This is a genomic window from Pseudomonas prosekii, from assembly GCF_900105155.1.
In the GTDB taxonomy this organism is placed as follows: domain Bacteria; phylum Pseudomonadota; class Gammaproteobacteria; order Pseudomonadales; family Pseudomonadaceae; genus Aquipseudomonas; species Aquipseudomonas prosekii.
Map to the genome: position 1 here is coordinate 2,010,583 of NZ_LT629762.1, position 24,795 is coordinate 2,035,377.

General features: G+C 61.6%; 22 protein-coding genes. 11 read left to right on the forward strand and 11 right to left on the reverse strand.

Annotated elements, in window-relative coordinates; all coding sequences use genetic code 11:
- The first annotated feature begins 1 nt into the window (after position 1).
- From BLU01_RS09300 to BLU01_RS09315, 5 genes are all read left to right on the forward strand, one after another.
- Entirely contained in the window at positions 2–856 is an 855-nt protein-coding gene (locus BLU01_RS09300; RefSeq protein ID WP_092273805.1) for a MaoC family dehydratase, read from the forward strand.
- A 344-nt stretch (positions 857–1,200) separates the two neighbouring features.
- Positions 1,201–2,961, forward strand: coding sequence for a collagen-like triple helix repeat-containing protein (locus BLU01_RS09305; protein WP_092273808.1), 1,761 nt, complete (start codon positions 1,201–1,203; stop codon positions 2,959–2,961).
- Positions 2,962–3,129: 168 nt separating this feature from the next.
- A complete protein-coding gene (locus BLU01_RS09310; RefSeq protein ID WP_092273811.1) occupies positions 3,130–4,797 on the forward strand; it encodes a ShlB/FhaC/HecB family hemolysin secretion/activation protein in 1,668 nt (555 codons plus the stop codon).
- A gap of 187 nt (positions 4,798–4,984) precedes the next feature.
- Positions 4,985–5,287, forward strand: a complete 303-nt coding sequence (locus BLU01_RS27980; RefSeq protein ID WP_231987094.1) for a transposase — start codon at positions 4,985–4,987, stop codon at positions 5,285–5,287.
- A gap of 8 nt (positions 5,288–5,295) precedes the next feature.
- Positions 5,296–6,120 (forward strand): IS3 family transposase, encoded by an 825-nt coding sequence (locus BLU01_RS09315; protein ID WP_231987151.1) that lies wholly within the window; start codon positions 5,296–5,298, stop codon positions 6,118–6,120.
- Between the two features lie 134 nt (positions 6,121–6,254).
- Here the strand turns inward: BLU01_RS09315 and BLU01_RS09320 are convergent, their stop codons facing one another.
- The 4 genes from BLU01_RS09320 to BLU01_RS09335 are packed head-to-tail and all read right to left on the reverse strand — an operon-like array spanning position 6,255 to position 8,533.
- A complete protein-coding gene (locus BLU01_RS09320) occupies positions 6,255–6,812 on the reverse strand; it encodes a DUF4136 domain-containing protein (RefSeq protein WP_092273814.1) in 558 nt (185 codons plus the stop codon).
- 42 nt (positions 6,813–6,854) lie between these two features.
- The gene (locus BLU01_RS09325) at positions 6,855–7,469 is read right to left on the reverse strand and encodes a DUF4136 domain-containing protein (protein WP_092273818.1); all 615 of its coding nucleotides are present in this window, start codon (positions 7,467–7,469) and stop codon (positions 6,855–6,857) included.
- A 12-nt stretch (positions 7,470–7,481) separates the two neighbouring features.
- Positions 7,482–8,231, reverse strand: coding sequence for a methyltransferase domain-containing protein (locus BLU01_RS09330; protein WP_092273821.1), 750 nt, complete (start codon positions 8,229–8,231; stop codon positions 7,482–7,484).
- Positions 8,231–8,533, reverse strand: coding sequence for a MazG-like family protein (locus BLU01_RS09335; protein WP_092273824.1), 303 nt, complete (start codon positions 8,531–8,533; stop codon positions 8,231–8,233). Before BLU01_RS09335 ends, BLU01_RS09330 begins: the two co-directional genes overlap by 1 nt.
- 201 nt (positions 8,534–8,734) lie before the next feature.
- Between BLU01_RS09335 and BLU01_RS09340 the strand changes: the two genes are divergently transcribed.
- Positions 8,735–9,028, forward strand: coding sequence for a hypothetical protein (locus BLU01_RS09340; protein ID WP_092273827.1), 294 nt, complete (start codon positions 8,735–8,737; stop codon positions 9,026–9,028).
- 122 nt (positions 9,029–9,150) lie between these two features.
- Positions 9,151–10,500, forward strand: coding sequence for an MATE family efflux transporter (locus BLU01_RS09345; RefSeq protein ID WP_092273830.1), 1,350 nt, complete (start codon positions 9,151–9,153; stop codon positions 10,498–10,500).
- Here the strand turns inward: BLU01_RS09345 and BLU01_RS09350 are convergent.
- From BLU01_RS09350 to BLU01_RS09380, 7 genes are all read right to left on the reverse strand, one after another.
- Positions 10,494–11,369 carry an alpha/beta hydrolase gene (locus BLU01_RS09350; RefSeq protein ID WP_092273833.1) on the reverse strand — a complete coding sequence of 292 codons (876 nt, stop codon included), beginning with the start codon at positions 11,367–11,369 and terminating at the stop codon, positions 10,494–10,496. The genes BLU01_RS09345 and BLU01_RS09350 overlap by 7 nt on opposite strands.
- A gap of 18 nt (positions 11,370–11,387) precedes the next feature.
- A complete protein-coding gene (locus BLU01_RS09355) occupies positions 11,388–12,188 on the reverse strand; it encodes a DUF4123 domain-containing protein (protein WP_092273837.1) in 801 nt (266 codons plus the stop codon).
- Complete coding sequence (locus BLU01_RS09360; protein WP_092273840.1) at positions 12,185–13,498, reverse strand: type VI secretion system Vgr family protein; 1,314 nt, start codon at positions 13,496–13,498, stop codon at positions 12,185–12,187. The genes BLU01_RS09355 and BLU01_RS09360 overlap by 4 nt, the downstream gene beginning before the upstream one ends.
- Positions 13,499–13,731: 233 nt before the next feature.
- A complete protein-coding gene (gene speA / locus BLU01_RS09365) occupies positions 13,732–15,645 on the reverse strand; it encodes an arginine decarboxylase (protein WP_092273843.1) in 1,914 nt (637 codons plus the stop codon).
- A 223-nt stretch (positions 15,646–15,868) separates the two neighbouring features.
- Positions 15,869–16,240 carry a translation initiation factor Sui1 gene (locus BLU01_RS09370; protein WP_092273846.1) on the reverse strand — a complete coding sequence of 124 codons (372 nt, stop codon included), beginning with the start codon at positions 16,238–16,240 and terminating at the stop codon, positions 15,869–15,871.
- Positions 16,241–16,520: 280 nt separating this feature from the next.
- On the reverse strand, positions 16,521–17,078 hold the full coding sequence (locus BLU01_RS09375) for an NUDIX hydrolase (RefSeq protein ID WP_092273849.1): 558 nt from the start codon (positions 17,076–17,078) through the stop codon (positions 16,521–16,523).
- Positions 17,079–17,081: 3 nt separating this feature from the next.
- Positions 17,082–18,149 carry a DUF2333 family protein gene (locus BLU01_RS09380; RefSeq protein WP_092273852.1) on the reverse strand — a complete coding sequence of 356 codons (1,068 nt, stop codon included), beginning with the start codon at positions 18,147–18,149 and terminating at the stop codon, positions 17,082–17,084.
- Positions 18,150–18,578: 429 nt separating this feature from the next.
- Here BLU01_RS09380 and gcbA point away from each other — a divergent pair, with 429 nt between their 5' ends.
- The 4 genes from gcbA (at position 18,579) to aroQ (ending at position 24,773) form a co-directional block, all read left to right on the forward strand.
- The gene (gene gcbA / locus BLU01_RS09385; RefSeq protein ID WP_092273855.1) at positions 18,579–20,249 is read left to right on the forward strand and encodes a diguanylate cyclase GcbA; all 1,671 of its coding nucleotides are present in this window, start codon (positions 18,579–18,581) and stop codon (positions 20,247–20,249) included.
- Between the two features lie 955 nt (positions 20,250–21,204).
- On the forward strand, positions 21,205–22,248 hold the full coding sequence (locus BLU01_RS28280; RefSeq protein ID WP_408003140.1) for a methyl-accepting chemotaxis protein: 1,044 nt from the start codon (positions 21,205–21,207) through the stop codon (positions 22,246–22,248).
- Positions 22,249–22,411: 163 nt separating this feature from the next.
- Positions 22,412–24,175, forward strand: coding sequence for a protein-disulfide reductase DsbD (locus BLU01_RS09395; protein ID WP_092273861.1), 1,764 nt, complete (start codon positions 22,412–22,414; stop codon positions 24,173–24,175).
- A 145-nt stretch (positions 24,176–24,320) separates the two neighbouring features.
- The gene (gene aroQ / locus BLU01_RS09400; RefSeq protein WP_092273864.1) at positions 24,321–24,773 is read left to right on the forward strand and encodes a type II 3-dehydroquinate dehydratase; all 453 of its coding nucleotides are present in this window, start codon (positions 24,321–24,323) and stop codon (positions 24,771–24,773) included.
- Positions 24,774–24,795: the final 22 nt, after the last annotated feature.

Consider the following 24,795-nt stretch of genomic DNA (forward strand, 5'->3'; position numbering starts at 1 on the left):
GATGACGATCGACTGGCAAACTCTCGACCGCGAACCGAGCCTGTCCGCGCTGTATGTGCACGCGGCGACCCGGCGAAAAATCACCGGCACCACGCTGCCCGACCAGGGTTTGCGCTGCTGGGTTGACGTCGATCAGCAACGCCTGGCGGCCTATCGCAAAGTCTGCGGTTTCGCCGACGATGGACTGCTGCCGCCGACCTATCCGCACATTCTGGCGTTTGCCTTGCAGATGCAATTGCTCACGGCCAAGGAGTTTCCGTTCCCGTTGTTGGGGCTGATTCACCTGAGCAATCGGATTCGGGTGTTGCGACCGATGGGCGCGGTGAGCCGTGCGCGGGTCAGCGTTCAGGTGCAAAACCTGCAAGCGCACGCCAAAGGTGCGACGTTCGATCTGATCACCACGCTGGACGATCAATTGGGCACGTTGTGGCAGGCTGAAAGCCGGATGTTGTGTCGCGGGGTCAAGCTTGAGGGCGAGCCGGTCGGGGATGAAGTGGCCGCGACGCTGGAGCTGATTGAGGTGGCGCACTGGAAGGCGCCGGCAGACATTGGTCGGCAATACGCCAAGGTCTCAGGGGATTACAACCCGATCCACCTCAGCGCCGCGAGTGCCAAGCTGTTCGGCTTTCCCACGGCGATTGCCCATGGTTTGTGGAACAAGGCGCGCACGCTGGCGGCGCTGGCCGAGCATCTGCCGACGGCGAATGTCGAAATCGCCGTGCAGTTTCACAAACCGGTGCGGTTGCCCAGCGAGGTGACGTTGCTGGCGAGTGCGGCGGCGTCGAGTGGCGATTTGCGTCTGGTGGGCGCCGGGGAGCTGGAGCACATGCTTGGCCACTGGCAACCGCTGACCTGATGATCGTTAAAGATCGTTCCCACGCGCATGGGAACGATCACGGCCCCCCTGTAATTGCGACTATATCCAAGGTTTTCTCCCCACCCCCGCCCTGCCCTGTAGAAAACTCCGCTCGTTGATTTGCAACGACTTTCACTGAAACCGATCCGCCGATTTACGCCCTAGGTATTAGTCCTTAGGGCGCATTCGCCTGCGCTACATGAAAGGCTTAATACCAACTTGAGAATGGCCACGAAGCACCGCCGGGATTGAGATACAGGCAACGGACGAAGGTATTGCCGACGACAGAACCGGCCAGCCATCGAAGACAGCGAACGTTGTTTCAGGTGCAAGGAATCACTCTCATGAAAACTCAAGTGTGGTGCAAATCGGCAATAGCAGTGGCATTGATCCTTTCTCTCGGACTGACCGGTTGCAGCAGCGGCGGTGGCGGTCATCGCAGTACGTCCGGCAGTTCCTCCGCTGGCGCGACGGATACCGCCGGTGGCAGCGGCGCCGGTAGCGGTGCAACTGACGGCACCGGCGGCACCGGTGGCGCGGCGGGCGGAACTGACGGGACGGCGGGAACTGGCGGGACCGATGGGACTGGCGGAACGGGTGGAACTGGCGGCACCGATGGCACCGCTGGAACAGGTGGAACGGGCGGTGGCACGGATGGTACCGGCGGCACTGGCGGCACTGGTAACACCGGCGGAACCGGCGGAACCGGCGGAACTGGCGGTGGAACGGACGGCACTGCCGGAACTGGAGGCACTGGCGGCACTGGTGGCACTGGTAACACCGGCGGAACCGGTGGCACTGGCGGAACTGGCGGCACTGGCGGCACTGGCGGCACCGATGGCCCTGGCGGAACTGACGGCGGCACAACCGTCCCGACGTTGGTCACCAGCACCGTCGTCTCCGACCTCGGTAAAACCATTAGCGGCGTGGGCGATGGCGTCACCGGCATTGGTGATTCAACCGCAAACCTGCCGGTGGTCGGCGGCGTGGTGCAAAGCGCCCTGACCACCACCGGCAATGTCGTCAACAGCATCGGCGGCGGACTCGACACCGGCCTCGGCCAACTCGGCAAAGATCCGCTGGCCATGACCAAAACCACCGCCATCGTCGGCAACGTGATGTCCGATGCCGGCAACGGCGTCACCGACATCAGCGGCAAACTGGCCACGGCCACCAGCGCGATTCCACTGGTTGGCGGTGTCGTCAGCAAAGTCACGCCAGTGCTCGGCGGCGTCGGCGAAAAAGTCAGCATGCTCGGCGACACCTTGAACGTCGCCACCAGCACCGGTCCGCTGGGCACCCTGTCCAACGGCGTCGGCAACAAAGTGCTGGTGCCCGTCGTGACACTGACCGAAGGACTGGTCAGCAAAGTCGGCAGTGCCACCGGCCTGGGTAATCCGGTGAACACGCTGGTCAGCAACGTCAGCACGGCAGTGGCTGATTTGGGCGGCAAAGTGACTGCGGCCGGCAACGGCAACCCAGTGACCAATCTCGCGGGCACCGCGTTGACCAACGTCGCGACCACCACCGGAACCGCCGGTGGCCTGGTGGCGAGCACTGGCCCCGGCGGCCTCGGCAACTCGGGGCTGCTGCAAACCGTCGGCGGTGCAGTGGCGAACGTCGGCGCGGGTCTGGACGCCGGCAATACCAATGCGGTGGTCAGCGCGGGTGGCGTCAACCTCGGCGCAGTCGGCGGCGCAGTGGCATCGATTGGCGGCGCACTCGGTGGCTCAAGCGCGCCAGACTTGGCGCCGACCGCAGCACTCGCCAGCGTCGGCGGCACGGTAGGCGCGGCACTCAACCCGGTCACCAGCGGCGTCACTGCGGTGACTCAACAAGTTGGCGCGGCCACCGGCCTCGGCGCTCCGGTGAATGGCTTGCTGACGCAGGTGGGCGGCGCGGTCAGCAGCGTCGGCAGCAACGTTGCGGCAGCGGCGCCGAGCCCGGTCGTCGCGGCGGTGGGCAACACCGTCACCACGGTCGGCGCTACGGTGGGCGCAGTCGGCGGACTGCTCAATGGCGGCGCCGCGAGCGGCGGTTCGGGCACTGGCGCCACGGGTGGACTCGGCGGTTTGCTCGGTGGTTTGGGCGGCAATAAAAACTGAATTGCACCTGGCCGATTCGACGGCCCAATCTACAGCGCCTACGCTTGGTTGGAGGCGGAAGATTCGACTCGAGTCTTCCGCTTTTTCTTTTGGAGCAGGACATCCTGCGGTTCTGGTTCAGTCAGCTGACGAATCGAAGGATGTTGCGATATGACCATGGAGTGTCCTATGCGCGTTATGGCTTCCCTCGTGTTAATCAGCGTCAGTTCCTTCGCCCTCGCCGACACCCTGCCGAGCTTTCTCAACAGCAACGAAACCACGCGTAATCTTCCTGTGCCGAACCTGCCGGCGGACGCTTATCGCCCGCAAACGGCGCCGCTGCAAGTGCCGGATCCTGGCGCCGCACAGGCTCAGCCGTTGACCATGGGCACCAAGGTCACGATCAAAAACGTGCAGATCGAGGGCGGGACGATTTACCCACTCAAAGAGCTGGCGGCGAATTTTCAACCGCTGCTCGGCCACGAGACCAGCCTCGCCGAATGGATCGAAGCGACTCGCGCAATCACCCGTCGTTATCAGCAGGACGGCTACTTGCTGTCCTACGGATTTCTGCCGCAGCAGTCGTTCAATAACGGCGTCGCCCGCGTGGTGCTGGTGGAGGGTTACATCAAGGATTATCAGTTGCAGGGCGACATCGGTCGGGTCAAGGGTCTGCTGGATAAACTGGTGACCAAACTGCAAGCCGAACGACCGCTGACGCGCAAGACATTCGAGCGTTACACCACGCTGATGAGCCGGATTCCCGGCGTGACGTTGCAGGCGCAAGTGCCGCCGCCCGGCACCACCGATGGCGCCGCATATCTGGCGGTGCAGGCCAGTCGCAAACCGTTCACCAGCAGCTTGAGCGCCACTGAAAAAAGTCGCGGCGGCACCCAGGCTTTGCTCGGGGTCAGCAGCAACGCGCAGACGTCGATGGGCGAACAATTGAGCCTCAGCGGCCTGTTTCCGCCGGGCGAGGACAAAGAGCATTACTACCGGCTCGACTACGCGCAGTTTCTCAATGCCGAAGGCACGCAACTGAGTCTGTCCGCCTCCCGCTACCGCGCCGAACCGGGCACCAACGTGCTGCTCGCCAACGGCCTGCAACTGGAGCCGCATCGGGAGAATGATCGTTATTCGATCGGCTTCAGCCATGCGCTGATCGCCGCGCCGAATCAGACCCTGAGCGCCGGCGCGCGGCTGTATGCGGTCAACGATAAAACCCGCTACGACGTGGTCGACGATCCGCGCAGCGTCGAGGTGCGCACCGACATCCGCGCACTCGCGTTCGAGAGTGATTGGCGCAAGGCGAATGCCCGGCAACTGCGGATTCTCAGCGGCGGCGTGTATCAAGGCATCGATGGCATGGGCGCGAAAACCAATGCCGATCAGGACCTGGATTTTCTGCGGTTGCGGTTATCCGGCGTGCAGAGCGACAAGTTTTTCGACAACTGGCAAGGCGTGCTTTCGGGCGCGCTGTACTGGAGCGACGACACCTTGCCCGACAGCGAACGCGCGGTGTTTGGCGGGCAGAATTTTGGTCGCGGTTATCCCGATGATCAGGCGTCCGGCGACAAGGGGTGGGGCGTGGCGTATGAGGTGAATTACAGCTTCAATCGCGACGGCAGTTGGGTGCGAGTGTTGCAGCCGTACGTGGTGTTCGATCGCGCGAAAACCTGGTTCAACGAGCTGCCGGTGCAGGGCAATAATCTGTCCTCGGCGGCGCTGGGGCTGAGGTTCGGTGACGCCAAGTATTACAACGTCGCGCTGGAAGCGGCGAAACCGATGTCCGATGAAGCGCTGGACACCTTCAACCGACGCCCGCGGTATAGCGTGAGTTTCAGTTATCAGCTGTAGCGCAAGAAATTGCGGCGGCTGCCAGGCCGCTATCGCGAGCAAGCTCTGCTCCCACAGGGGATTGGTGGTGGCCGCAGGTCTCGTGACCAACCATCAACCCTGTAGGAGCTGAGCTGAACTGGCCTAATGATTTTGGACACTTCAATCGGGCGCTATGATGGCGCCCAAATCTGAGGTGTTTTTGGATATGCGTAATTCTTATTCAACTGAGTTCAAACTCAAGGCTGCTGGCATGGTGCTGGATGAGGGGATATCGGTTCCCGAGGTTTGCGCCAGTTTAGATATTGGCCCTACCGCCTTGCGTCGCTGGGTCGATCAGGTGCGTAAAGAACGCCAGGGTTCGACCCCGGTGGGAGCCAAAGCGATCACGGCTGACCAGCGAGAAATTCAGGAACTCAAAGCCTTGCTCAGGCAAAAAGACCGGGATATCGAAATCCTAAAAAAGGCCAGTGCTCTCCTGCTGTTGGACGCCAAAGATCATTCTCACTGATCAATGAGCTGGGCGAGCGATATGGCGTTAACGACTGCTGCCGGGTGTTTGAAGTCAGCCGCAGCAGTTTTTATGCTTGGCGTCAGCGCCAAGGCAAGGTGAACCCTGAGCGGGAGAAACTCAAAGCCATGCTGGTAGAGCATCACAAGGAATCCAGAGCTTCCGCGGGGGCGCGCACCCTTTCTAGGGAGCTGCAAGCCAAGGGGCATCGCGTCGGGCGGCACATGGCTCGCAGCTTGATGCGAGAAGCCGGCGTGGTCAGTCGTCAGCGCCGACGTCACAAATACAAGTCATCTGGCGTTGAAGCCTTGGTGGCGCCGCACGTGCTCAAGCGCGAGTTTGATGTCACGGCGATCAACCAAGTGTGGTGCGCGGACGTGACGTACATCAAGGTCGGCACGCGGTGGATGTATTTTGCAGCGGTTCTGGACCTGTTTGCCCGCCGGCTCGTGGGCTGGGCGTTTTCGATGATCTCGGATGCGGAGCTGACCTGCGAGGCCCTACGGATGGCGGTTGAGCTGCGAGGCAAACCCAAAGACGTGCTGTTTCACTCCGATCAAGGCTGCCAGTACACCAGCCATAAGTTCAGGAATGAGTTGCTGGCGAATGGACTGCGGCAAAGCATGAGTCGTAAAGGCGAATGCTGGGATAACGCCCCGATGGAGCGTTTCTTTGGAAGTCTGAAATCAGAGTGGGTGCCTGAAGCCGGTTACCGCTCGGAGTATGAAGCCCGGGCTGATTTGCAGCGCTACGTGGTGCGCTACAACAACTTCAGGCTCCATAGCTACAACGATTACCGGTCACCGGTCGCCATGGAGAAAATGGCGGCGTGAAAAAACCGTAATTGGTGTCCAGGATTACTTGACCAGATCAAGCTTGCTCGCGATGGCGGTGGGTCAGGCAAATCATCTGGGAATGACGCACCGCTATCGCGAGCAAGCTTTGCTCCTACAGGGTTGGGGTGGTTTTAGTGCGGGGGGTAGTTGGCGAGGATTCGGCCGACGGTTTCGCGTACGGCGTTGGCGCGGTCGGTGGGGTTGGGGGAGTTGCTGAGCATTTGCTCGTCGCTGCCGCGCCAGACCAGTTTGCCGTCCTTGCCGTCGAGCAAATCGACCTGGATGGTCGCCACTTTATAAGTGATGTTGCGCGTTTCGTTGTACATCGGCGCGCCCCAATAGCCGTTCCACGGACCGCCCCAGCCGCCGCCGTAATTGGTCGTCACTTGCTGCTGACGATCTTCGACAATCAAGTAAGCCTGCACATTCACATCACCCTTCCGCCCCGCACCGGCCGGGCGCAAGCCGCGTTGATCGAGCTGATCGGACACCGCCTGACGAATCCGCTGTTCAGTCAGATCACTCTTGATCCGCGGATCATCGGGACGGTATTGCAGCGCCGGATCCTTCCAGCTCCAACTGCGATAGGCAGCAAAATCGCGGCTGGCGTCGAAGTCATGATTGACTTGGCGGCCAGCGCAGGCACTGAGCAGCAGGGCGCCAGCCAGTAAAACGAGAGGACGGAACATGAGGGTTCTCCGGTGGAAGACATGAACCTGTGGGAATTATTCTCAACTCGGAGGATACGCCGCAATGGCTTTTTCCACAGCCTCGCGTATCGCCTCCGCGCGCTGGCTCTGACTGCTGCGATTGCTGGTCTCGGCGCTGGCGCTCCACACCGGTTGGCCGGTGCCGGCGTCAAACAGATCAACCCGCACCACGACGACCTGTTCTTCGTACGAGCGCACGATCGGCACCGTGTTGTACATGCCGTAACCACTGCCGTACCGGTTGTAGCCGCCATAGCCGCCACCGTAGTAACCATAGTCGTCCTGAACCTGACGCAAACGGGTTTCCAGGTGCAGCGCAGCGCTGACGAACAGGTCCGCCGGCCGGTTATCGTGCAATGGGCGCAAACCGCGCTGGTCCAGCGCATTGCTCACCGCTTCCGCGACTTGCGCCGAATCCGCCCACGCGGTGCCCGGCGGCAGGCGCCCGTTGAGCCACGCCCAATTGCGGTAGCGCCCGTAATCGCGTGGTGGCGCGGGATACGCGCTGCGGTCAAACGTGGTCGCCGCTTGTGGCGGCGCCGGCGGCAAGGGTTTCGACGTGGCCACGTAAGGGTTGCTGCCCTGACAGGCGGCCAAACCCAGACACATCAGCAATAACCCGGAACGCGCGTTCATTTCGTTCTCCGATCAGATCGGCCGACAGATCCAGTGCAAATAGCGCCCAAGCCCGGCAAAACCTGGGTGACGACGGTGAGCCAGCTCCATTTCCAGCAAGTCCACCAATTCGGCGCGGGCCTGGAACTCCACCGGCATGTAGTCGTGGAAAACCCGGACCCCGCTCTGAGTTTCGACCCGCCACAAACCCTCAAGTTGCGCCGCAAGTTCGCGCGGATCAAGTGGCTGCTGCGGGGTCAGGCTCTGCTTCTCGCCGGCCATGTCATTCTTGCGCATCTTGCGAAAATGCCCTTTGAGCAGATTGCGGTAGATCAGCGCGTCGCGGTTGTAGAACGCCAGGGATAACCAGCCGTCGTGCTTGGTCAACTGGTGCAACACCGGGAGGATCGCGTGGGGTTCGGCCAGCCATTCGAGCACGGCGTGACACAGCACCAGGTCGTAAGGTCCGGTGAGCTGCCCGAGCAGATCCTGCCACGGCGCCTGAATAAACGTCGCGCTCTGCCCGGCGTCGGCGAAGCGCTGGCGCGCGCCTTCGAGCATCGGCTCGGCGGGTTCGGCGAGCGTCACGTCATGCCCACGCTCGGCCAGCCACAGCGACATGTGGCCCAGACCGGCGCCGATGTCGAGGACGCGCAGCGGGCGCTCGGGCAAGGTTTCGGCCAGGTCGGCTTGCAGCACCGCCAGGCGAATCGCGCCTTTGGCCCCGCCGTAGATTTTTTCCGCGAAACGCGTCGCCAATTGATCGAAATGACGGTCGCTCATCAGCTGAACCGCCGTTCGCTGTCCGCGAGTTTGCTACGCACCACTTCGTTCATGTCCAACCCCAACTCGCTGCACAGCAATAGTAGATAAAGCACGATGTCACCGACTTCCTGCCCGGCGTGGGCGAGTTTTTCGGCAGGCAACTGGCGTGACTGGTCTTCGCTGAGCCACTGGAAAATTTCCACCAGCTCGGACATTTCCACGCTCGCGGCCATGGCCAGGTTTTTCGGGCTGTGAAATTGCCGCCAGTCATTGCGATCACGGATGGCGTGCAGGCGTTCGGTCAGTTCAACAAGGTTCATCGGGCTCTCCTGAAGGCGTATAGCTTCGGGGGGATGACGAGTGAAGGCAAGTGGCGCAAGCTTCGCTCCCGTAGGGTTCATCAACCTATGCGGATCTTTGCGCCATACTCACAGATTCCGGCCTCAGGGAACTCGGCACCGCGATCCGTGGCCCAAGCCTAGGCGCGGCAACCGTGCCACCACACTCATCAGGACGCCCACATGCAGGTAGAAAGTTTTTTTGAATGGCTCGGCCAGGCTCTCGGTTCGGTCATCCGTTTTATCGTCGATGGCCTCAGTGGCCTGTTCAATCTGCTGAGCAATGCCGGCGGCAACTTCGTCGAAGGGCTGTCGCGGACGCTGGGGATGGACACTTCGATCATCAGCATCATCGCGTTGATCGTCGGGCTGATGCTGCTGTGGTCAGCCATCCGCGCCTTCATGAATGCGTCGATCATCATGGGGATCATCTGGTTGCTGCTGGGATTGTGGTTGCTGAGCTGGATTATTCACTAGCGCTCCTGCCCTCCCCCTTGCCCCTCCCCCTGCACCTGATCGTTCCGACGCACTGCGCAGGAACGATCTGCATTCTCTGATTGATATCTGCCGTTACAATGCCGCTCCCCCAAGGAGCCTGCATGTCCAACCTGATCGCCGACTGGCGCGACCGCAACACCCACCGCAAGGTCTGGGCACTCGCGGCGCCGATGATTCTCTCGAATATTTCCGTACCGCTGGTGGCGCTGGTCGACAGCACCGTGATCGGTCACTTGCCGCATGCCCATCAACTGGGCGCCGTCGCGATCGGCGCCAGCCTGTACACCTTTCTGGCCTGGGCCATGGGTTTTCTGCGCATGGGCTCCACCGGTTTCGCCGCCCAGGCCGCCGGGCGCGGGGATGGCGCGGCGTTGCGCCAAGTTCTGCTGCAAGGCCTGCTGCTGGCGCTGGGTCTGGCGATTATGCTCGGCGCGCTCGGCGTGCCGTTGAGCGGTATCGCGCTGCACTTCATGCAACCGTCGGCGGAACTCGACCAACTGACCCGCGAATTTTTCCACACCCGACTTTTCGGCCTCCCCGCCGCGCTGGCCAGTTATGCGCTGGTGGGCTGGTTCCTCGGCACCCAGAATGCGCGGGCGCCGCTGGCTATTCTGCTGAGCACCAACCTGGTCAACATCGCGCTCAACCTGTGGTTCGTCCTTGGGCTGGATTGGGGCGTGGTCGGTTCGGCTCGCGCCTCGGTGATCGCCGAATGGACCGGCGCACTGATCGGCCTGTTGATGACCCGCAAAGCGCTGCGCGCCTACCCCGGCCACATTGCCTGGGCAGCGCTGAAGCTGTGGCAGAGCTGGCGCCCGTTGCTGGCGGTGAACCGCGACATCTTTATTCGCAGCCTCGCGCTGCAATCGGTGTTTTTCCTGATCACCGTGCAAGGCGCGCGGCTCGGCGATGCGACGGTGGCGGCGAATGCGCTGCTGCTCAACGGTTTGCTGCTGACCGCGCACGCCCTCGACGGCCTCGCCCACGCCGTCGAAGCCCTGTGCGGGCACGCCATCGGTGCGCGTGATCGGCAAGCGTTGCGCCGTTCACTGGTGGTTGCCGCAGGCTGGTCATTGATCGCCAGCGTCGGTTTCGCCGTGCTGTTCCTGTTGGCCGGGCACTTGTTTATCGAGATGCAAACCGACATTCAGAGCGTGCGCGACACTGCGTTCATTTACCTGCCCTACCTCGCCGCCCTGCCGCTGATCGCAGTCTCGAGTTACCTGCTCGACGGCCTGTTCATCGGCGCCACCCGCGCCCGGGAAATGCGCAACGGCATGCTATTGACGGTGCTGTTGCTGCTGCCGTTCGCCTGGGCGCTGCAAGGTCTGGGCAACCACGGTTTGTGGATAACGTTCCTGCTGTTCATGGTGCTGCGCAGCATGACGCTCGGCGTGATTGCCTGGTACCTGCGCCGCAACGACGGCTGGTTCAGCGGCCGCGCTCACTGAGTCGGCGTGGTTTTGACGAACACGCTGATTTCCTCCAGCACCGGCGCCAAACCACGCATCGGCCGCGACAGCGTCGCTACCAGCGTGGCGTGGCCGGTGCGCGAATAATAACGATCCTGCACCGGCACGCCCGCCGCCCGCAGCTTGCTCGCCAGGCCTGCGGTATTGCGCGTCGGGTCGACCAGTTTGTCCTCGGTGGCCGCCATCAGTAACGCCGGCGGCGAACCACGCCGCACCAGATTGATCGGCTGCGACTGCGGCGGCGAGTTCGGCCAGAAAAACACCGGGCGCACCTGTGGATTCTCGATCGGCAGAAAATCATACGGCCCGGCCAGCCCGATCCAGCCACTCAAATCCTTCGGCGACATGCCCTGCGCGCCCAGCAATTTCGGCTCCAGTGCCAGCATCGCCGCGTTGTATGCGCCGGAACTGTGGCCCATCACGAACAGCCGTTTCGGGTCGCCGGAAAACTCGCCAATGTGCGCGTGGGCCCACGCTACCGCGCTGGCGCTGTCGTCCAGAAACAGCGGATAACGCACCTGCGGATACAAGCGATAATCCGCCAGCACCACGACGATGCCACGAGACGCGAGCGCCTCGCCGACAAAGCTGTAGTCGCTGCGCGAACCGCTGTTCCAACTGCCGCCATAAAAAAACACGACTACCGGCGCATTCGCCACGTGCTGTTTGGGCGTATACACATCGAGTTTTTGCCGTGGATCGATGCCGTAAGCGATGCCTTCGGTCTTGTCGAACGTGTCGTCGGGGGTCAGCGCATTCAGGGTTTTCAGGGGCGAGCACGCGGCCAGCGCGGCCAATAATGTCGCGCCGATCAAAGCCGTAAGCAGTTGCCGGATTGCGCTCGCCATGTGGGTGAATCCTCGTTATCAGGGAAAATCGCCCTGCCAGAACCGGCGCAGGTGCTCAAGTCGTTCGCGCTGGCTAAGCCCCGGCAAAAAGGCCTGCTCGGGCAGCGCATCGGGGCATTGCAAGCGCAACCACAACCAGTCATCCAGCACCGGCCGTTCGCTGAAGCCCAGCGCCAGGCCTTCCTGAACATGGGACCACAGGCGGTTGTAATCAGTGCCAGTGGATCGACTCCAGTGCCAAGTGTGTTGCTCGAGCAAACAACATTGGAGTCTTTCCTGTTGGCGAACACTGAGGTTTTCCTCGATGGCCAGAGGGCTTACGGCCAACCGTGGATTGAGCAATTGCTGCCAACCCTGGCTGCCAATCGCGCGGTCGGCCCAGGTGCCGCCAAACCAGCGCAACTGGTTGATCGGACCGAGCCAGCGGGTCAACTCCTCGGCATCGCAGGCATCGAAGAAATAGCTCGCGCAGTGCGGATTGTAGTAATTGAGCAACGCCCGATGGTGCAGGCCGACGCTGACCATCAGCATGCGCCGCAGGTGCGCGAGCAATTGCGCCACCGAGGCGTCACTCTCCAGCAGCAGACCTTGCCACGCACGCGGTTCGGCGTAGCAGCGCTCAAGCAATGGCGCCTGATCGCGCAACTCGACCAGCGCCGGACCTTGTTCGCGCAGCGGGTGCAGCTCGGTGCCCTCGAACAGCCAGAAGCAGCGCAAACCGACGAATTGGTCCTGCAACAGCGCCGCCATTCGCGGCGCACCCGGCACATCCAGCAGCAACCAATGCGTGGCCGCCGCCGGCGTCTGCACGCCGATCATGCCGCACCGCTCTGGCCAAACAGCGTGGCGGCCCGGCAGGTGCAGACGCTTTCCCGACAATGCCGAAAACTGCCACCGCCGGGCAGCAAACACAGCAACACCAAGGGTTCGCTCGATTGCAGCAAGGCCAGCAAACCGTCGGGCGCCTCGCTGGGCAGCGGCATCGGCGGTTCAATTGCGTCGATGGCGGACGGGCTGTTGAGCCGGCCGGTGATCAGCGGTTGATCCGGATCGCCGCCAATGAAGCTGACCACCACTTCCGTCCCCGCCGGCCAGGACGCAAACGCCGCACTTTGCAATTCGGGCGCCAACGGCAGCCAGCAGTGATCGGATTTGGCGCCCTCGCCCTGATAGAGCCAGTCGAACTGCACGGCAATCGGTCGAGACGGCTCGGGACGCCGTTCTTCAACGTCCACCACCCAAGCCCTTTGCAGGCTGAGCATGCGCGGTTTCGCCAGCCGCTGCGGGGTGATCAACGGCGCCTCGCAGGGAATCGCTCTGATCGTGTTGGCGTAGGGAAACTGCGGATCCTGGGTGCCGCGATGTTCAACTTCGATCAGCCGCCACAGGCGATTGCGCTGGTTGAACGGCTCAACGGACAACGGCATCAATTGACCGCTGCGCAACGTCGCCAACTCGGTGCAACCCTCAGTCACCGGGACCTTTTGCACGCCCATTTGCACTTCGAATCGGCTCAGCAGCACCGTGTCGCCGTGGTCGTGAAAGACCCGTTCTTCAGCAGTTTCCGACGGCGCCTGAGCGTCGTTGACGATCAGGCAATGCCCGCGCCGGGAATGTTCGAAGCAGTAGTGCAGACCTTCTTCGGCGCACAGGCGCTGGAAAAACTGCAGATCCGACTCGCGGTACTGCGTGCAGAAGTCCCGCACCGGATAATCCGCGCTCAATTGCAGGCGCCAGTCCTTGCCGACAATCCCGTGCTCCTTGAGCACTTGGCGAAGAATCTGCGGCACCGAGCGCGCACTGAAAATCCGTTGGCTGAAACGCTGGCCCAGGCACGCCAGTTTCGGCCCCAAGCGCACACGACACAGCCGCGCGGCGTGGCCATGTTCGCGTTGTTCGATTTGATGAAATTGGCCGTGGATACCGTTTCCCGAAGCGTCGAAGTGCAAAAACGCTACGCGGTACAGCAGGCTGGCGAGGTCAAGGAAGGGGTCATTGATGAGTAAGTCCACCTCGAACACAAACGGTTCGCTGATGGCTTCATTGCCGGTAAAGGCCAGGACCTCAAAGGCGTCGGGCAGGCCCGCGACATCCAGACGAAATAACGGTTCGTTGACTGGATCGAACATCGGCGATTCTCTACTGGAGGGGCGGCTGGGGATTCTCGCTGAGAGACATGGCCGCGTAGAGTGCCGAAATACAACTTAGGAAATGACCTACGTGAAAAGAAGACGACTTCGCTTTAATAGCCGTTGAAGTCAGTTTTTTCGCATAAAAACAACGAATCGTCGCACCAGGTCATCTGAAATTTCCCACTGAGCGCGGGACACTTTCAGACAACCCGGTGAAACGCTGCCTTACCTCAAGAAGAGAGGTAGGAAGAACGCGTCAGGCCCAGGCGCAAAGCGTCGAGGAACTGCGTACGTTCGCCGGCAGTGATGCGCGCGCTGGCGCACTTGTCGCGGTAGTGAGTCATCAACTCTTCCGGCGACAAGTGCACGTAACGCAGCATGTCTTCGATCGTGTCGTGGGTCTCGATACCGGCGTGGTAAACGCTGCCATCGTCGTTCTGGTAGATGTTCACCGAATCGGTGTCACCGAACAGGTTGTGCATGTCGCCGAGGATTTCCTGGTAAGCGCCGACCAGGAAAATACCCAGCAGGTAGTCTTCGCCCTCATTCAAACCGTGGACCGGCAGGCTGGTTTCGATGCTCTGCTCGTCGACGTATTGCTTGATCTTGCCGTCGGAGTCGCAGGTCAGGTCCTGCAATACCGCGCGGCGCAGCGGCTCTTCGTCGAGACGGTGCAGCGGCAGGATCGGCAGTACCTGGCCGATGGCCCAGGTGTCCGGCAGGCTCTGGAAGACCGAGAAGTTGCAGATGTACTTGTCGGCGAGCTTGTCGTTGAGTTCGTCGAGCACTTGGCGGTGCGAACGCTGACGCGCCTTCAACGAGTTGTGCAAACGACGGCACACGGCGAAATAGCACTGCTCGGCGAGGGCCTTCTGTGCCAGGGTCAGCTTGCCATCGGCGTACTGGGCGGCGATGTCGCTCATGTAGTGCGTGGCGCGCCAGTAGGTTTCGGTGACCATTTCAATGTCGGTCGGGCCCAGCAGGTCAACCAGCCACTGCACGGTTTCCGGCAGTTCTTCTTTGTTGTCGATCTTCGGCACGTCGTCGTTGTGTTTCTCGACGTCGGTGACTTGCACCACCAGCATGGCGTGGTGCGCGGTCAGGGAACGGCCGCTTTCGGAGAAGATGTTCGGGTGCGGCAGGCTCTGCGCGTCGCAGAATTCCTTGAGCATGCCGACCACGACACCGGCGTAATCGTCCATGTCGTAGTTGATCGAACTGGCGTTACGCGAGTGCGTACCGTCGTAGTCGACGCCCAAACCGCCGCCGACGTCGATGTGATCGACCGGCAGGCCAAGGTTGCGCAATTCGCCGTAGTAACGGATCGCTTCCTTGAAGCCGTGCTGGTAGTCAGCCAGGTTGGCAATCTGCGAACCCATGTGGAAGTGCAGCAGGCGAATGCCCTGGTCGAGGCCGGCAGCGCGGAAACGCTCGACCACCGACAGCAGTTGCGCCGCCGACAGACCGAATTTGGATTTCTCGCCGCCGGTGTCCGCCCACTTCGACGATGCCAGCGACGACAGGCGAACGCGCAAGCCAACCTGCGGCTTGACCTTCAGCGAGGCGGCTTCTTCGATCACCAGCTCAACTTCGGATTCTTTCTCGATGACGATGAACACGTTGTGCCCGAGTTTCTGCCCGATCAGCGCCAGACGGATGAACTCGCGGTCCTTGTAACCGTTGCAGACGATGGTGCCGCCCTTCGGCGCCAATGCCAGCACGGCCAGCAGTTCAGGCTTGGAGCCGGCTTCCAGACCGATGGAAACGTTCTGGGTGGCGATGATGTTCTCGATCACCGCTTCCTGCTGGTTAACCTTGATCGGGTACAGCGCGGTGTATTTGCTCTGATACTCAAGACGCTCGATGTTCGAATCGAAGGCGCCCGTCAGCTGACGCACGCGGTCTTGCAGGATGTCCGGGAAACGCACCAGCAACGGCAAGGACAAGCCGCTTTTGCGCAGCAGGTCGACTTGTTCGAAGAGGTCGATAGGCGAACTGGTCGGACCGTTCGGACGGACTTCTACGCGACCGGCTTCATTGATCGCGAAATATCCGGCCCCCCAATGGCGGATCCCGTAAACACTGCGGCTGTCCGCAACTGTCCATTGGCTGCCATCGTCTTTGCGTGTGCGTCGTACGGACATTGAAGTCCCCTATAAAGAAGTCATAGAGCGTCGCCTGGGTTCAGGCCGGCGCAGTCTAAAGAGTGAAAATGACGATTAGCCTGCATGTAAGGGCCATAGAGCTCACATTCAGCGCTGAGTTTAGTAACCGGTCAGAACAGGCTCTGTGAAAACCATGTGGGCGACGCCAGTCCCGAGTGCATTCGAGGCTGGATCAAGCCGAGGGTGGTTTTCACAGAGGCTGCTAGCCGCCGGACTTCTTCGCTTTGAAACCGTGTTTGACCAGCTCGGCCAAGAGTAGCTCGACATGATCGCCTTGGATCTCAATGATTCCGTCTTTCAGCGCCCCGCCCGTGCCGCAACGCTTTTTCAGCGTAGTGGCGAGGTCCTTGAGCGCCTCTTCGGCCAACGGCACGCCGGTGATGGTGGTCACCGTTTTGCCGCCACGGCCCTTGCTTTCGCGACGCACGCGGGCAATGCCGTCGCCGGCCGGGATCACGGTTTGTTTGCAGATACAGGCGTCCACCGGTTTGCTGCAATCGGGGCAATGACGACCTGCGTCGGTGGAAAATACCAGGCCACCAAGGGCGGCGAAGGATGCGGCTTTTTTGGCCACCGGCAATCCTCTTCGGAGGACAAAGACTGGCCGCGGCAACCCGGGAGGGCGCCATCGACCGCGAAGCCCCACTCAGGCAGGGGCAGCGCTACTGGACCGGTAAACCCGGCAGGAGCGAAGCTTGCTCGCGAAAGCGGTGTGTCAGGCCCAACCATTGTGGATGTGCCGCCGCCTTCGCGAGCAAGCTTCGCTCCTACAAAGAGCAAACCCGGTTCAGTTTGAAAAGGTCGCGCAGTGTAACGGCAAAAAGCCGACTTGCTAAGAGCCAATCGGCGCCATTTCATGCCTCTTTTGCGACGTGGTTTTCCTGCGCCTTGAGATAACGCTCGAGCGCGGCCAGAGAGTCCGGGCAGTAAGGCTTTTGCTGGATTTCCTCGAGCACCTGATCGACGGGAATAAAGCGCGCTTCGAGCACATCTTCCGGTTGCAGGATCAACGGGCCATCCCACACCGCCGAAAACGCCGAACACCAAAGCCGACTTTCGCTGTCCTCGAAGTAAAAATGGTCATGAGCGGTCAGTTCGACGCCGCTCACGCCCAATTCTTCTGCGAGTTCACGGGCCGCCGACTCGGCGTAAGTCTCGTCGGCCTGGACCATGCCGCCCGCCGCCACATCCCAAAACCCCGGATAGATGGCTTTGCTCAGCGTGCGCCGGTGCACGCACAGCTCACCGGCCGAGTTGAACAGCATGATGTAGGTGCCGCGCCCGATCAGCCCACGCTCGCGCAAGTCGCTGCGCACCAGGCCGCCGAGCAGGTTGTCGTGCTCGTCGACCCAGGCGATCTGTTCAGCATCCGAGGCCGCGCGATGGGCGGCCTCTCTGGCGTTATCAACCATCAATCAGCCCTGGTTGAGCAGTTGACGCAAATCGATCACGGCCGCGTTGGCCCGCGAAATGTAGTTGGCCATGACCAGCGAATGGTTGGCCAACACGCCGAAGCCGCTGCCATTGAGGATCATCGGGCTCCACACCGGCTCTTGCGACGCCTCCAGTTCACGGATGATCTGGCGCACGCTGACCGTGGCGTTCTTCTTCGCCAACACGTCGGCGAAGTCGACTTCGATGGCGCGCAGCAGATGCGACAAGGCCCAAGCCTGACCGCGCGCTTCGTAGAACACGTTATCGATTTGCATCCACGGGGTTTCGACGATTTCTTCGTCAACCTGCGGCACCTGGCCCGGCACGATCACTTCGGTTTTCAGCGAAGTGTTGAGCTTGACCCGACCGACACTGGCGGACAGGCGTTGCGACAACGACCCCAGACGTGTGCCGACATCGCCGAGCCAGTTGTTGAGGTTGTCGGCGCGGGCATAGAACAGCGCGTTTTTCTGTGCCGGATCGGACAGGCGAGCCTGATAACGGCTCAGGGAATTGATCCCTTCCTGATATTCCGACTCGCTGGAAGGCAGGATCCAGCTCTTGTTGTCGAAGTTGAAACGCGGCTCGGCGCGCGCCAGATCAGCGTCTTCCGCCGACTGCGACTGCGAACGGGCGAAGTCTTTGCGCAGCGCCCGCGTCAAGTCGCGGACCTGGACCAGCACGCCATATTCCCAGCTCGGCATGTTGTCCATCCACAGGCCCGGCGGGAAACGGTCGTTGGAAATGTAGCCGCCCGGTTTGCTCAGCAACGTGCCGGCCACCGATTTGAGGGTTTCCACCGTGGTGTAACCCACCACCATCTGCCGGCCGTCGCGTTCAGCGGCGACCTGGGCATTTTGCTGCACCGGGAACAGGTCGGGCTCTTCGCTCCAATACCAGCCCAAACCAATCGTCACCAACAGATAAATGGCAATCAGCGTCAGCAGCGCTCGGCTGAACAACAGGCCGCTGACATAGCTGCGGGTGGCCGATTTCGGTTCAGCGGCACGTTCAGGCGCACTGCCCGCGCGGTTCTTCCAGTCCAGCATGGCGATATCCTTTCAATCACTTGAGTTCATCGGTTCGACCACAACCCTACGCCATCGTGCCGCTGATTACCGCGCCTAAATCTCGCGCGAAACAGCGAGCCATACAATCGCGCCGTGGCCGCCCAACTATAAATGAAGCACAGTCTTGTAGCAGCTGCCGAGCCTGCGAGGCTGCGTTCGGCTGCGCAGCAGTCGTGAAACCCGTGCAACAGGTGTTCCTGGAGCACCGAGCTGCCTGATTTCACGACGGCTTCGCCGCCGGACGCAGCCTTCGGCAGCTGCTACAAGAAACCTTGGCGACCAGTCGGTCACGAACTGAATGAGGTCGCTTTCGAGATTATTGACGTGCGACACTCATGTGATCGAAAAGAGATGCTAGCATAGAGCCACCAGTCGATCTCAGCATGCACCCTAACTAGTAGTCAGGATATGACCGAGCCAGAAGACCCCAGCCGTGAGCGCCTCAAGCACCATTTTGCCCAGCGGGTAATTCATCAGGCACGTCAGATTCTTGAGATATGGCAGCGCCTGCAACGCAGCGAGTGGTCAACCACCGATTTGTCCGAGCTGAGCGAAGCCAATCTGCGTCTGCTGCGCTTCGCCGAGCGCTTCGAACAACCCGAGCACTCGCAACTGGCGCGCCTGATCGGCCAGTCGCTGGAAGCCGTGGACGCCAATCGCGGGCGCCTGAGCAGCGGCCTGATCACCGACCTCAACCGTTTGATGCAGCGCCTGTCGCGCACCGGCCTGCGTCACGGCGATCAACTCGACCAGACTTTTCTGCCGCCACTGCGCAAGCCGATCTACGTGATGCTGCAAGATCACGATCGCGCCGAGCGCCTGGCCAAACAACTGGAATTCTTCGGGCTCAGCGCGCAATCGCTGGACAGCGTCGCGGCGTTTCGCTCCTCGATGGTCGAGCGCTTGCCGGCGGCGATCGTCATGGATGTCGACTTCAGCGGTCCCGGCGTCGGCCTGCAATTGGCCGCCGAGGCCCAGGTCGGCCTTGACGAGCCGCTGCCACTGCTGTTCTTCAGCCTGCTCGAAACCGATACCCCGACTCGCCTCGCCGCAGTGCGCGCCGGTGGCCAGGAATTTCTCACCGGCACCCTCGAAGCGTCGAGCCTGCTGGAGAAAATCGAAGTCCTGACCTGCGTCGCGCAGTACGAACCTTATAAAGTGCTGATCATCGACGACTCCCGCGCCCAGGCCCTGCACACCGAGCGCCTGCTCAACAGCGCCGGGATTGTCACGCGAACCTTGATCGAACCGATTCAGGCAATGGCTGAACTGGCGGACTTCCAGCCCGACCTGATCATCCTCGACATGTACATGCCGGCCTGCACCGGCACCGAGCTGGCCAAGGTCATTCGCCACAACGACCGCTACGTCAGCGTGCCGATCATTTATCTGTCGGCCGAAGACGACCTCGACAAGCAGCTCGACGCGATGAGCGAGGGCGGCGACGACTTCCTGACCAAACCGATCAAGCCACGTCACCTCATTACCACCGTGCGCAACCGCGCGGCGCGCGCGCGCAATCTCAAGGCGCGGATGGTGCGCGACAGCCTCACCGGTTTGTACAACCACACGCACATCCTGCAATTGCTCGAAGACTGCTCGTTCCGCGCCCGCCGCGAGAACAAGCCGCTGAGTTTTGCGATGCTCGACATTGACCATTTCAAACGGGTCAACGACAGCCATGGCCACCCGATGGGCGACCGCGTGATCAAAAGCCTGGCGCTGTTTCTCAAACAGCGACTGCGCAAGACCGACTTCATCGGCCGTTACGGCGGCGAAGAATTCGCCATTGTCATGCCCGACACCGATGTCGAATCGGCGCACAAGGTGCTCGACGAAATCCGTCAGCGCTTCGCCGAAATCCATTACCCGGCCAAACCGCAGGACCTCTGGTGCACGTTCAGCGCCGGGGTGGTTGAGCTGCGCGAAGACTCCGACAGCCTGATGATGGCCAGCCAGGCGGACGAAGCGCTGTACCGCGCCAAGCACGCCGGACGCAACCGCGTACAAGCCGCACACGCGTCAAAGCAAAGTGCCACTTTTTCATCGGAATTCACTGGTTCGGTCATAACCCTGTAATACAAACGCAATAAATTCAGGCGCTTACCATTCTGCCGTTGGTAGATCCGATATGCGCCTGAAGCTCCTGACCAACCTCAATACCCTCCTGCTCGTCGCCGTGTGCGTCGCCCTCGGCGCCACTTTGTGGTGGTCGCAGAAAGCTCTGGAACGCCCTTATCTATTGATGGAGCGTTACCTCGGGCTGTCGCAGCAATTCCAGAATGAAGTGGCGCGCAACGTCGAAGACTACCTGTCGAGCGGCGATGCCCTGCGCCTGAGCAGCGCCAGTCAGGCGATTGAAGGATTGAACGGCGAACTCGCGCAACTGCCGCCAGCGCTCGCCGACACCTTGCGCCCAAGCCTGTCGGGCCTGGAAGCATTCAGCAAAACCGACCTGCTGGCCGCCGGCAAACTCGCCGGTGATCCGCAGGCGCTGCTGCTGCAAGCCGAACGCGAAATCAGCGCCAGCCTCGAGCAACTCAGCCAGTACGCCAGCGCTAACGCGACGTACCTGGCGCCATTGCTCAACGCGTCCCAGCATTTGGGCAAACTGTCGCTGGCGCGGGACAAACTGGTCAGCAGCGGCCGCAGCGAATTGGCCGCCGACGTCGAGCGCGAAGTCGCCAACATTCGCGCGCAAGCGCAGTTGCTGGAGGCATTGCCGCTGCTCGGCGTGACCAGCAGCAGCGAATCGAACACTGATGATTTCGCGAACATGATGGGCCTGGAAAGCAACGAAAAAACCGTCGCCGAAGATGCTGGCGTCGGCCTCAAACGCGAACTCAACAGCTTGCTCACGCGCTACCCCGCCGAACTGGCGCGCACTCGTGAGCAAATCCACAAACGTGCCGAACTCAGCGCCGCGACGCATGTGAAAATCGCCGCCGTGCAACAGGCCATCGCCGGCCTGGAACCGGCGGTGCGCGCCCAGCACGGGCAGATTCAGGGCGAAGTGCGCTTGATTCAGGGATTGATGATCGGCCTGATCCTGCTGATCGCGCTGCTCATCGACACCTTGCAGCGACGCCTGGCGCGCACGCTGACCAATCTCGCACCGGCGCTCTCGACCTGGGCCGAGGGCGATTTCAGCCAGGACATTCAACTGGGCAAAACCAATCGCGAATTGCATGACATTCAAGCCTCGCTGAATCGCTTGCGCGCTTATCTGGTGGATCTGGTCGGGACTATTCGCTTGAATGCCGAACAAGTTGCCGGCAGCAGTCGCACCCTCGCCGAGCTGAGCAACGACCTGCACAGCGGCGCCGAACATCAGGCCGGTGATACTGCGCTGATCCGCGATTCGCTCGGTGAACTGGAAGCGACCATCCTGCAAGTCGCCGGCGATGCGAGCCAGGCGGCCGACGCCAGTCGCAATGCCGGATTGGCGGTGCAGCAGGGGCAGAAGGTCATTGGCCTGAGCCTCACCGGGTTGCATGCGCTGGTCGGCGAAGTGCAGGGCAATGCGCAGATGATCGAACATCTGGCCGAGGAGTCGGCGACCATTGGCGGTGTGCTGACGGTGATTCGCTCGATTGCCGATCAGACCAATCTGCTCGCGCTCAACGCCGCGATCGAAGCCGCCCGCGCCGGGGAGATGGGCCGGGGTTTTGCGGTGGTCGCCGAGGAAGTGCGCTCGTTGGCGCAGCGCACCGCTGGCGCCACAGCGGAAATCCAGACCTTGATCGCCGGCCTGCAAACCGCCGCGCGGCAATCGGTGGAAGGCATGCGCGCTCAGGTCGAACACGCCGAAGCCACCGCCAATCAGGCACAAGCGGCGGACGGCGCGCTGGATAAAATCGTCGGCGCGATCCAGACCATTGCCGACACCGCCGTGCGCATCGCCGATGTCACCGCGCAGCAGAGCGGCGCGGTCAGCGAGATTCGCGACCACAGCGAGCGGATCCATCAGTTGGGCGGGGATAACCTGCTGCGGATTGGCGAGGGGCGCGAGCAAGGGGAGAACTTGCTGGTGCTGGGCGGGCGATTGCATACGGCCGTTCAGGCTTTCCGCGTCTGATCGATCGCCATCGCGAGCAAGCTCGCTCCCACATTGGAATGCGCACCCCTGTGGGAGCGAGCTTGCTCGCGATGGCGTCAGAACAATCACCACAACACTCCCGGCCCTGCACACCCGCCGACTGTCCGCTATCATGCCCGCACTTCCGACACGCGAGATCGTCATGCGCCGTTTGCTTTGCCTGCTGCTTTTAGTGCTCGCCCTGCCGGCCTCCGCCGCCGGGTTGCTGGACACTCGGCCCAGTTCGACGTTGGGCTCGATCAACAACAGCGCCGACTTCCTGCCGGTGCGCGAAGCCTTTCAGTTGAGCCTGGTGGAAAGCACCGCGCAGACCATCAAGCTGCGTTTCGTCGCCGCCGACGGTTATTACCTCTACCGCCACCGCTTCCAGTTTCGCGCCGACCCGGCCGACGTCGCGCTCGGCGCCGCGCAATTGCCCAACGGTGAAAAGAAGCACGATGAATACTTCGGCGACGTCGAGGTGTACCACGCGATTCTCGATGTCGAACTGCCGCGCAGCGATCCGCGCGCCTTCACGCTGGTCGTGACCTATCAGGGCTGCGCCGACAAAGGCCTGTGTTATCCGCCGGAAACCGAGCGCTTGCGCATCGACGGCACTGGCGCCGTTGCCGCTGACCCAAGCGCTGCTACGACGGCCGACTGGAGCTGGCGGGAACTGGCGCTATTTTTCCTCGCCGGTCTCGGCCTGACTTTCACGCCTTGCGTGCTGCCAATGCTGCCGATCCTCTCCAGCGTGGTGTTGCGCGGGCAGATCGGCGGGCTGCGCGGCTTCAATCTGTCGCTGGCTTACGTGCTGCCGATGGCCGCGTGTTTTGCCCTGCTCGGCGCGTTGATGGGGATGTTCGGCGCGCAGCTCAATCTGCAGGCGCGGCTGCAATCGGCCTGGGTTCTGGTGCCGTTTGCGACGTTTTTTGCGGTGTTTGCGCTGGCGATGTTCGGCGTCTTCGAGCTGAAACTGCCGCACTTCATCAGCAGCCGCCTCGACCGGATTGCCGGGCGCACCGAAGGCGGCTCGTTATGGGGCGCGGCAGTGCTCGGCGTGGTGTCGAGCCTGCTGGTGTCGCCCTGTGTTTCCGCGCCACTGGCCGGCGCCTTGCTGTACATCAGCGCCAGCGGCGACGCGCTCGGCGGCGGGTTGAAGTTGTTTGTACTCGGCTTGGGCATGGGCACCCCGCTGCTGTTGGTCGCGACCGGCGGCGCAGCCTGGTTGCCGAAAAGCGGCCCGTGGCTGATCTATGTGAAAAACGCGATTGGCGTGTTGTTGCTGGCCTTGGCGATTGGCTTGCTCAGCCGTGTCGTGCCGGGGCAGGTCACGTTGCTGCTGGTCGGTCTGCTGTGGGGCGGCGTCGGTCTGTTCCTCGGCGCGTTGGAGTTCGTCTACAAACCACCGCGCAAACGCCTCGGCCAATTGCTTGGCTTGTTCCTGCTGTTTTACGCAATGGCTTGCTGGTACGGCGCGCTCAGCGGTCAGGGCGATGTGCTCAATCCGCTCGGCAGAACCGCGCCAGTGGTCAGCAGCGGCCAAGCGCAATCGGCTAATATCTGGCAAACCGTCAGCACCCCGGCCGACCTCGATCACGCGCTCGCGCAAGCGAAATCCGCCGGCACGCCGCTGCTGCTGGACTGGTACGCCGACTGGTGCATCAGCTGCAAAGTTATCGAACGCGAAGTGCTCAACGACCCGAAAGTCGTCGAACGGCTGCTAGGTTATCGACTGATTCGCTTCGACATCACCGCCAGCAACGCCGAACAACGAGCGCTGCTCGACCGCTACAAATTGTTCGGCCCACCGGCACTGATGTTCTTCGGCAAGGACGGCGCCGAACGCGCCGATGTGCGGGTGATCGGCGAGATCAATGCGCAGGACTTCGCCGAACGTGTCGCGAAGGCAAATGACCGGATTTAATCAGGCAGTCACAAATTTTGCGCAAACATCGGCCATCGTGCTGGCTATTGCATAGAACTGGACAGTCACAAAGGCTTTGCGGCATAGTCGCCGGGTTCTGACAACTGCACTCTGACAATTGCACCTGAATAACAAGGAACAGCAGATGGCAACGCTACTGGTTCTTCACGGACCCAACCTGAATTTGCTCGGCACCCGTGAACCGGGCACCTATGGCGCTACGACACTGGCGCAGATCAACCAGGACCTGGAACGCCGTGCCCGTGAAGCCGGCCATCATTTGCTGCACTTGCAGAGCAACGCCGAGTACGAATTGATCGATCGCATCCACGCTGCTCGCGGCGAAGGTGTGGACTTCATTCTGATCAATCCAGCAGCATTTACTCACACAAGTGTCGCATTACGTGACGCGCTGCTGGCGGTGAGCATCCCATTCATCGAAGTGCATTTGTCTAACGTGCACAAACGCGAACCTTTCCGCCATCACTCTTACTTCTCCGATGTAGCGGTGGGAGTGATCTGCGGCCTTGGCGCCAGCGGTTATCGACTGGCCCTGGAGGCCGCCCTGGAACAGCTTGAAAGACCGGCAACGGCTTGAACCACAAGCGTTAAACGCCCCT

Bases quoted from the DNA above. Each gene is read 5' to 3' on its own strand.
- BLU01_RS09300 (WP_092273805.1), top strand. From the start codon at position 2: ATGACGATCGACTGGCAAACTCTCGACCGCGAACCGAGCCTGTCCGCG.
- BLU01_RS09305 (WP_092273808.1), top strand. From the start codon at position 1,201: ATGAAAACTCAAGTGTGGTGCAAATCGGCAATAGCAGTGGCATTGATC.
- BLU01_RS09310 (WP_092273811.1), top strand. From the start codon at position 3,130: ATGCGCGTTATGGCTTCCCTCGTGTTAATCAGCGTCAGTTCCTTCGCC.
- BLU01_RS27980 (WP_231987094.1), top strand. From the start codon at position 4,985: ATGCGTAATTCTTATTCAACTGAGTTCAAACTCAAGGCTGCTGGCATG.
- BLU01_RS09320 (WP_092273814.1), bottom strand. From the start codon at position 6,812: ATGTTCCGTCCTCTCGTTTTACTGGCTGGCGCCCTGCTGCTCAGTGCC.
- BLU01_RS09325 (WP_092273818.1), bottom strand. From the start codon at position 7,469: ATGAACGCGCGTTCCGGGTTATTGCTGATGTGTCTGGGTTTGGCCGCC.
- BLU01_RS09330 (WP_092273821.1), bottom strand. From the start codon at position 8,231: ATGAGCGACCGTCATTTCGATCAATTGGCGACGCGTTTCGCGGAAAAA.
- BLU01_RS09335 (WP_092273824.1), bottom strand. From the start codon at position 8,533: ATGAACCTTGTTGAACTGACCGAACGCCTGCACGCCATCCGTGATCGC.
- BLU01_RS09340 (WP_092273827.1), top strand. From the start codon at position 8,735: ATGCAGGTAGAAAGTTTTTTTGAATGGCTCGGCCAGGCTCTCGGTTCG.
- BLU01_RS09345 (WP_092273830.1), top strand. From the start codon at position 9,151: ATGTCCAACCTGATCGCCGACTGGCGCGACCGCAACACCCACCGCAAG.
- BLU01_RS09350 (WP_092273833.1), bottom strand. From the start codon at position 11,369: ATGGCGAGCGCAATCCGGCAACTGCTTACGGCTTTGATCGGCGCGACA.
- BLU01_RS09355 (WP_092273837.1), bottom strand. From the start codon at position 12,188: ATGATCGGCGTGCAGACGCCGGCGGCGGCCACGCATTGGTTGCTGCTG.
- BLU01_RS09360 (WP_092273840.1), bottom strand. From the start codon at position 13,498: ATGTTCGATCCAGTCAACGAACCGTTATTTCGTCTGGATGTCGCGGGC.
- speA (WP_092273843.1), bottom strand. From the start codon at position 15,645: ATGTCCGTACGACGCACACGCAAAGACGATGGCAGCCAATGGACAGTT.
- BLU01_RS09375 (WP_092273849.1), bottom strand. From the start codon at position 17,078: ATGGTTGATAACGCCAGAGAGGCCGCCCATCGCGCGGCCTCGGATGCT.
- BLU01_RS09380 (WP_092273852.1), bottom strand. From the start codon at position 18,149: ATGCTGGACTGGAAGAACCGCGCGGGCAGTGCGCCTGAACGTGCCGCT.
- gcbA (WP_092273855.1), top strand. From the start codon at position 18,579: ATGACCGAGCCAGAAGACCCCAGCCGTGAGCGCCTCAAGCACCATTTT.
- BLU01_RS28280 (WP_408003140.1), top strand. From the start codon at position 21,205: ATGATCGGCCTGATCCTGCTGATCGCGCTGCTCATCGACACCTTGCAG.
- BLU01_RS09395 (WP_092273861.1), top strand. From the start codon at position 22,412: ATGCGCCGTTTGCTTTGCCTGCTGCTTTTAGTGCTCGCCCTGCCGGCC.
- aroQ (WP_092273864.1), top strand. From the start codon at position 24,321: ATGGCAACGCTACTGGTTCTTCACGGACCCAACCTGAATTTGCTCGGC.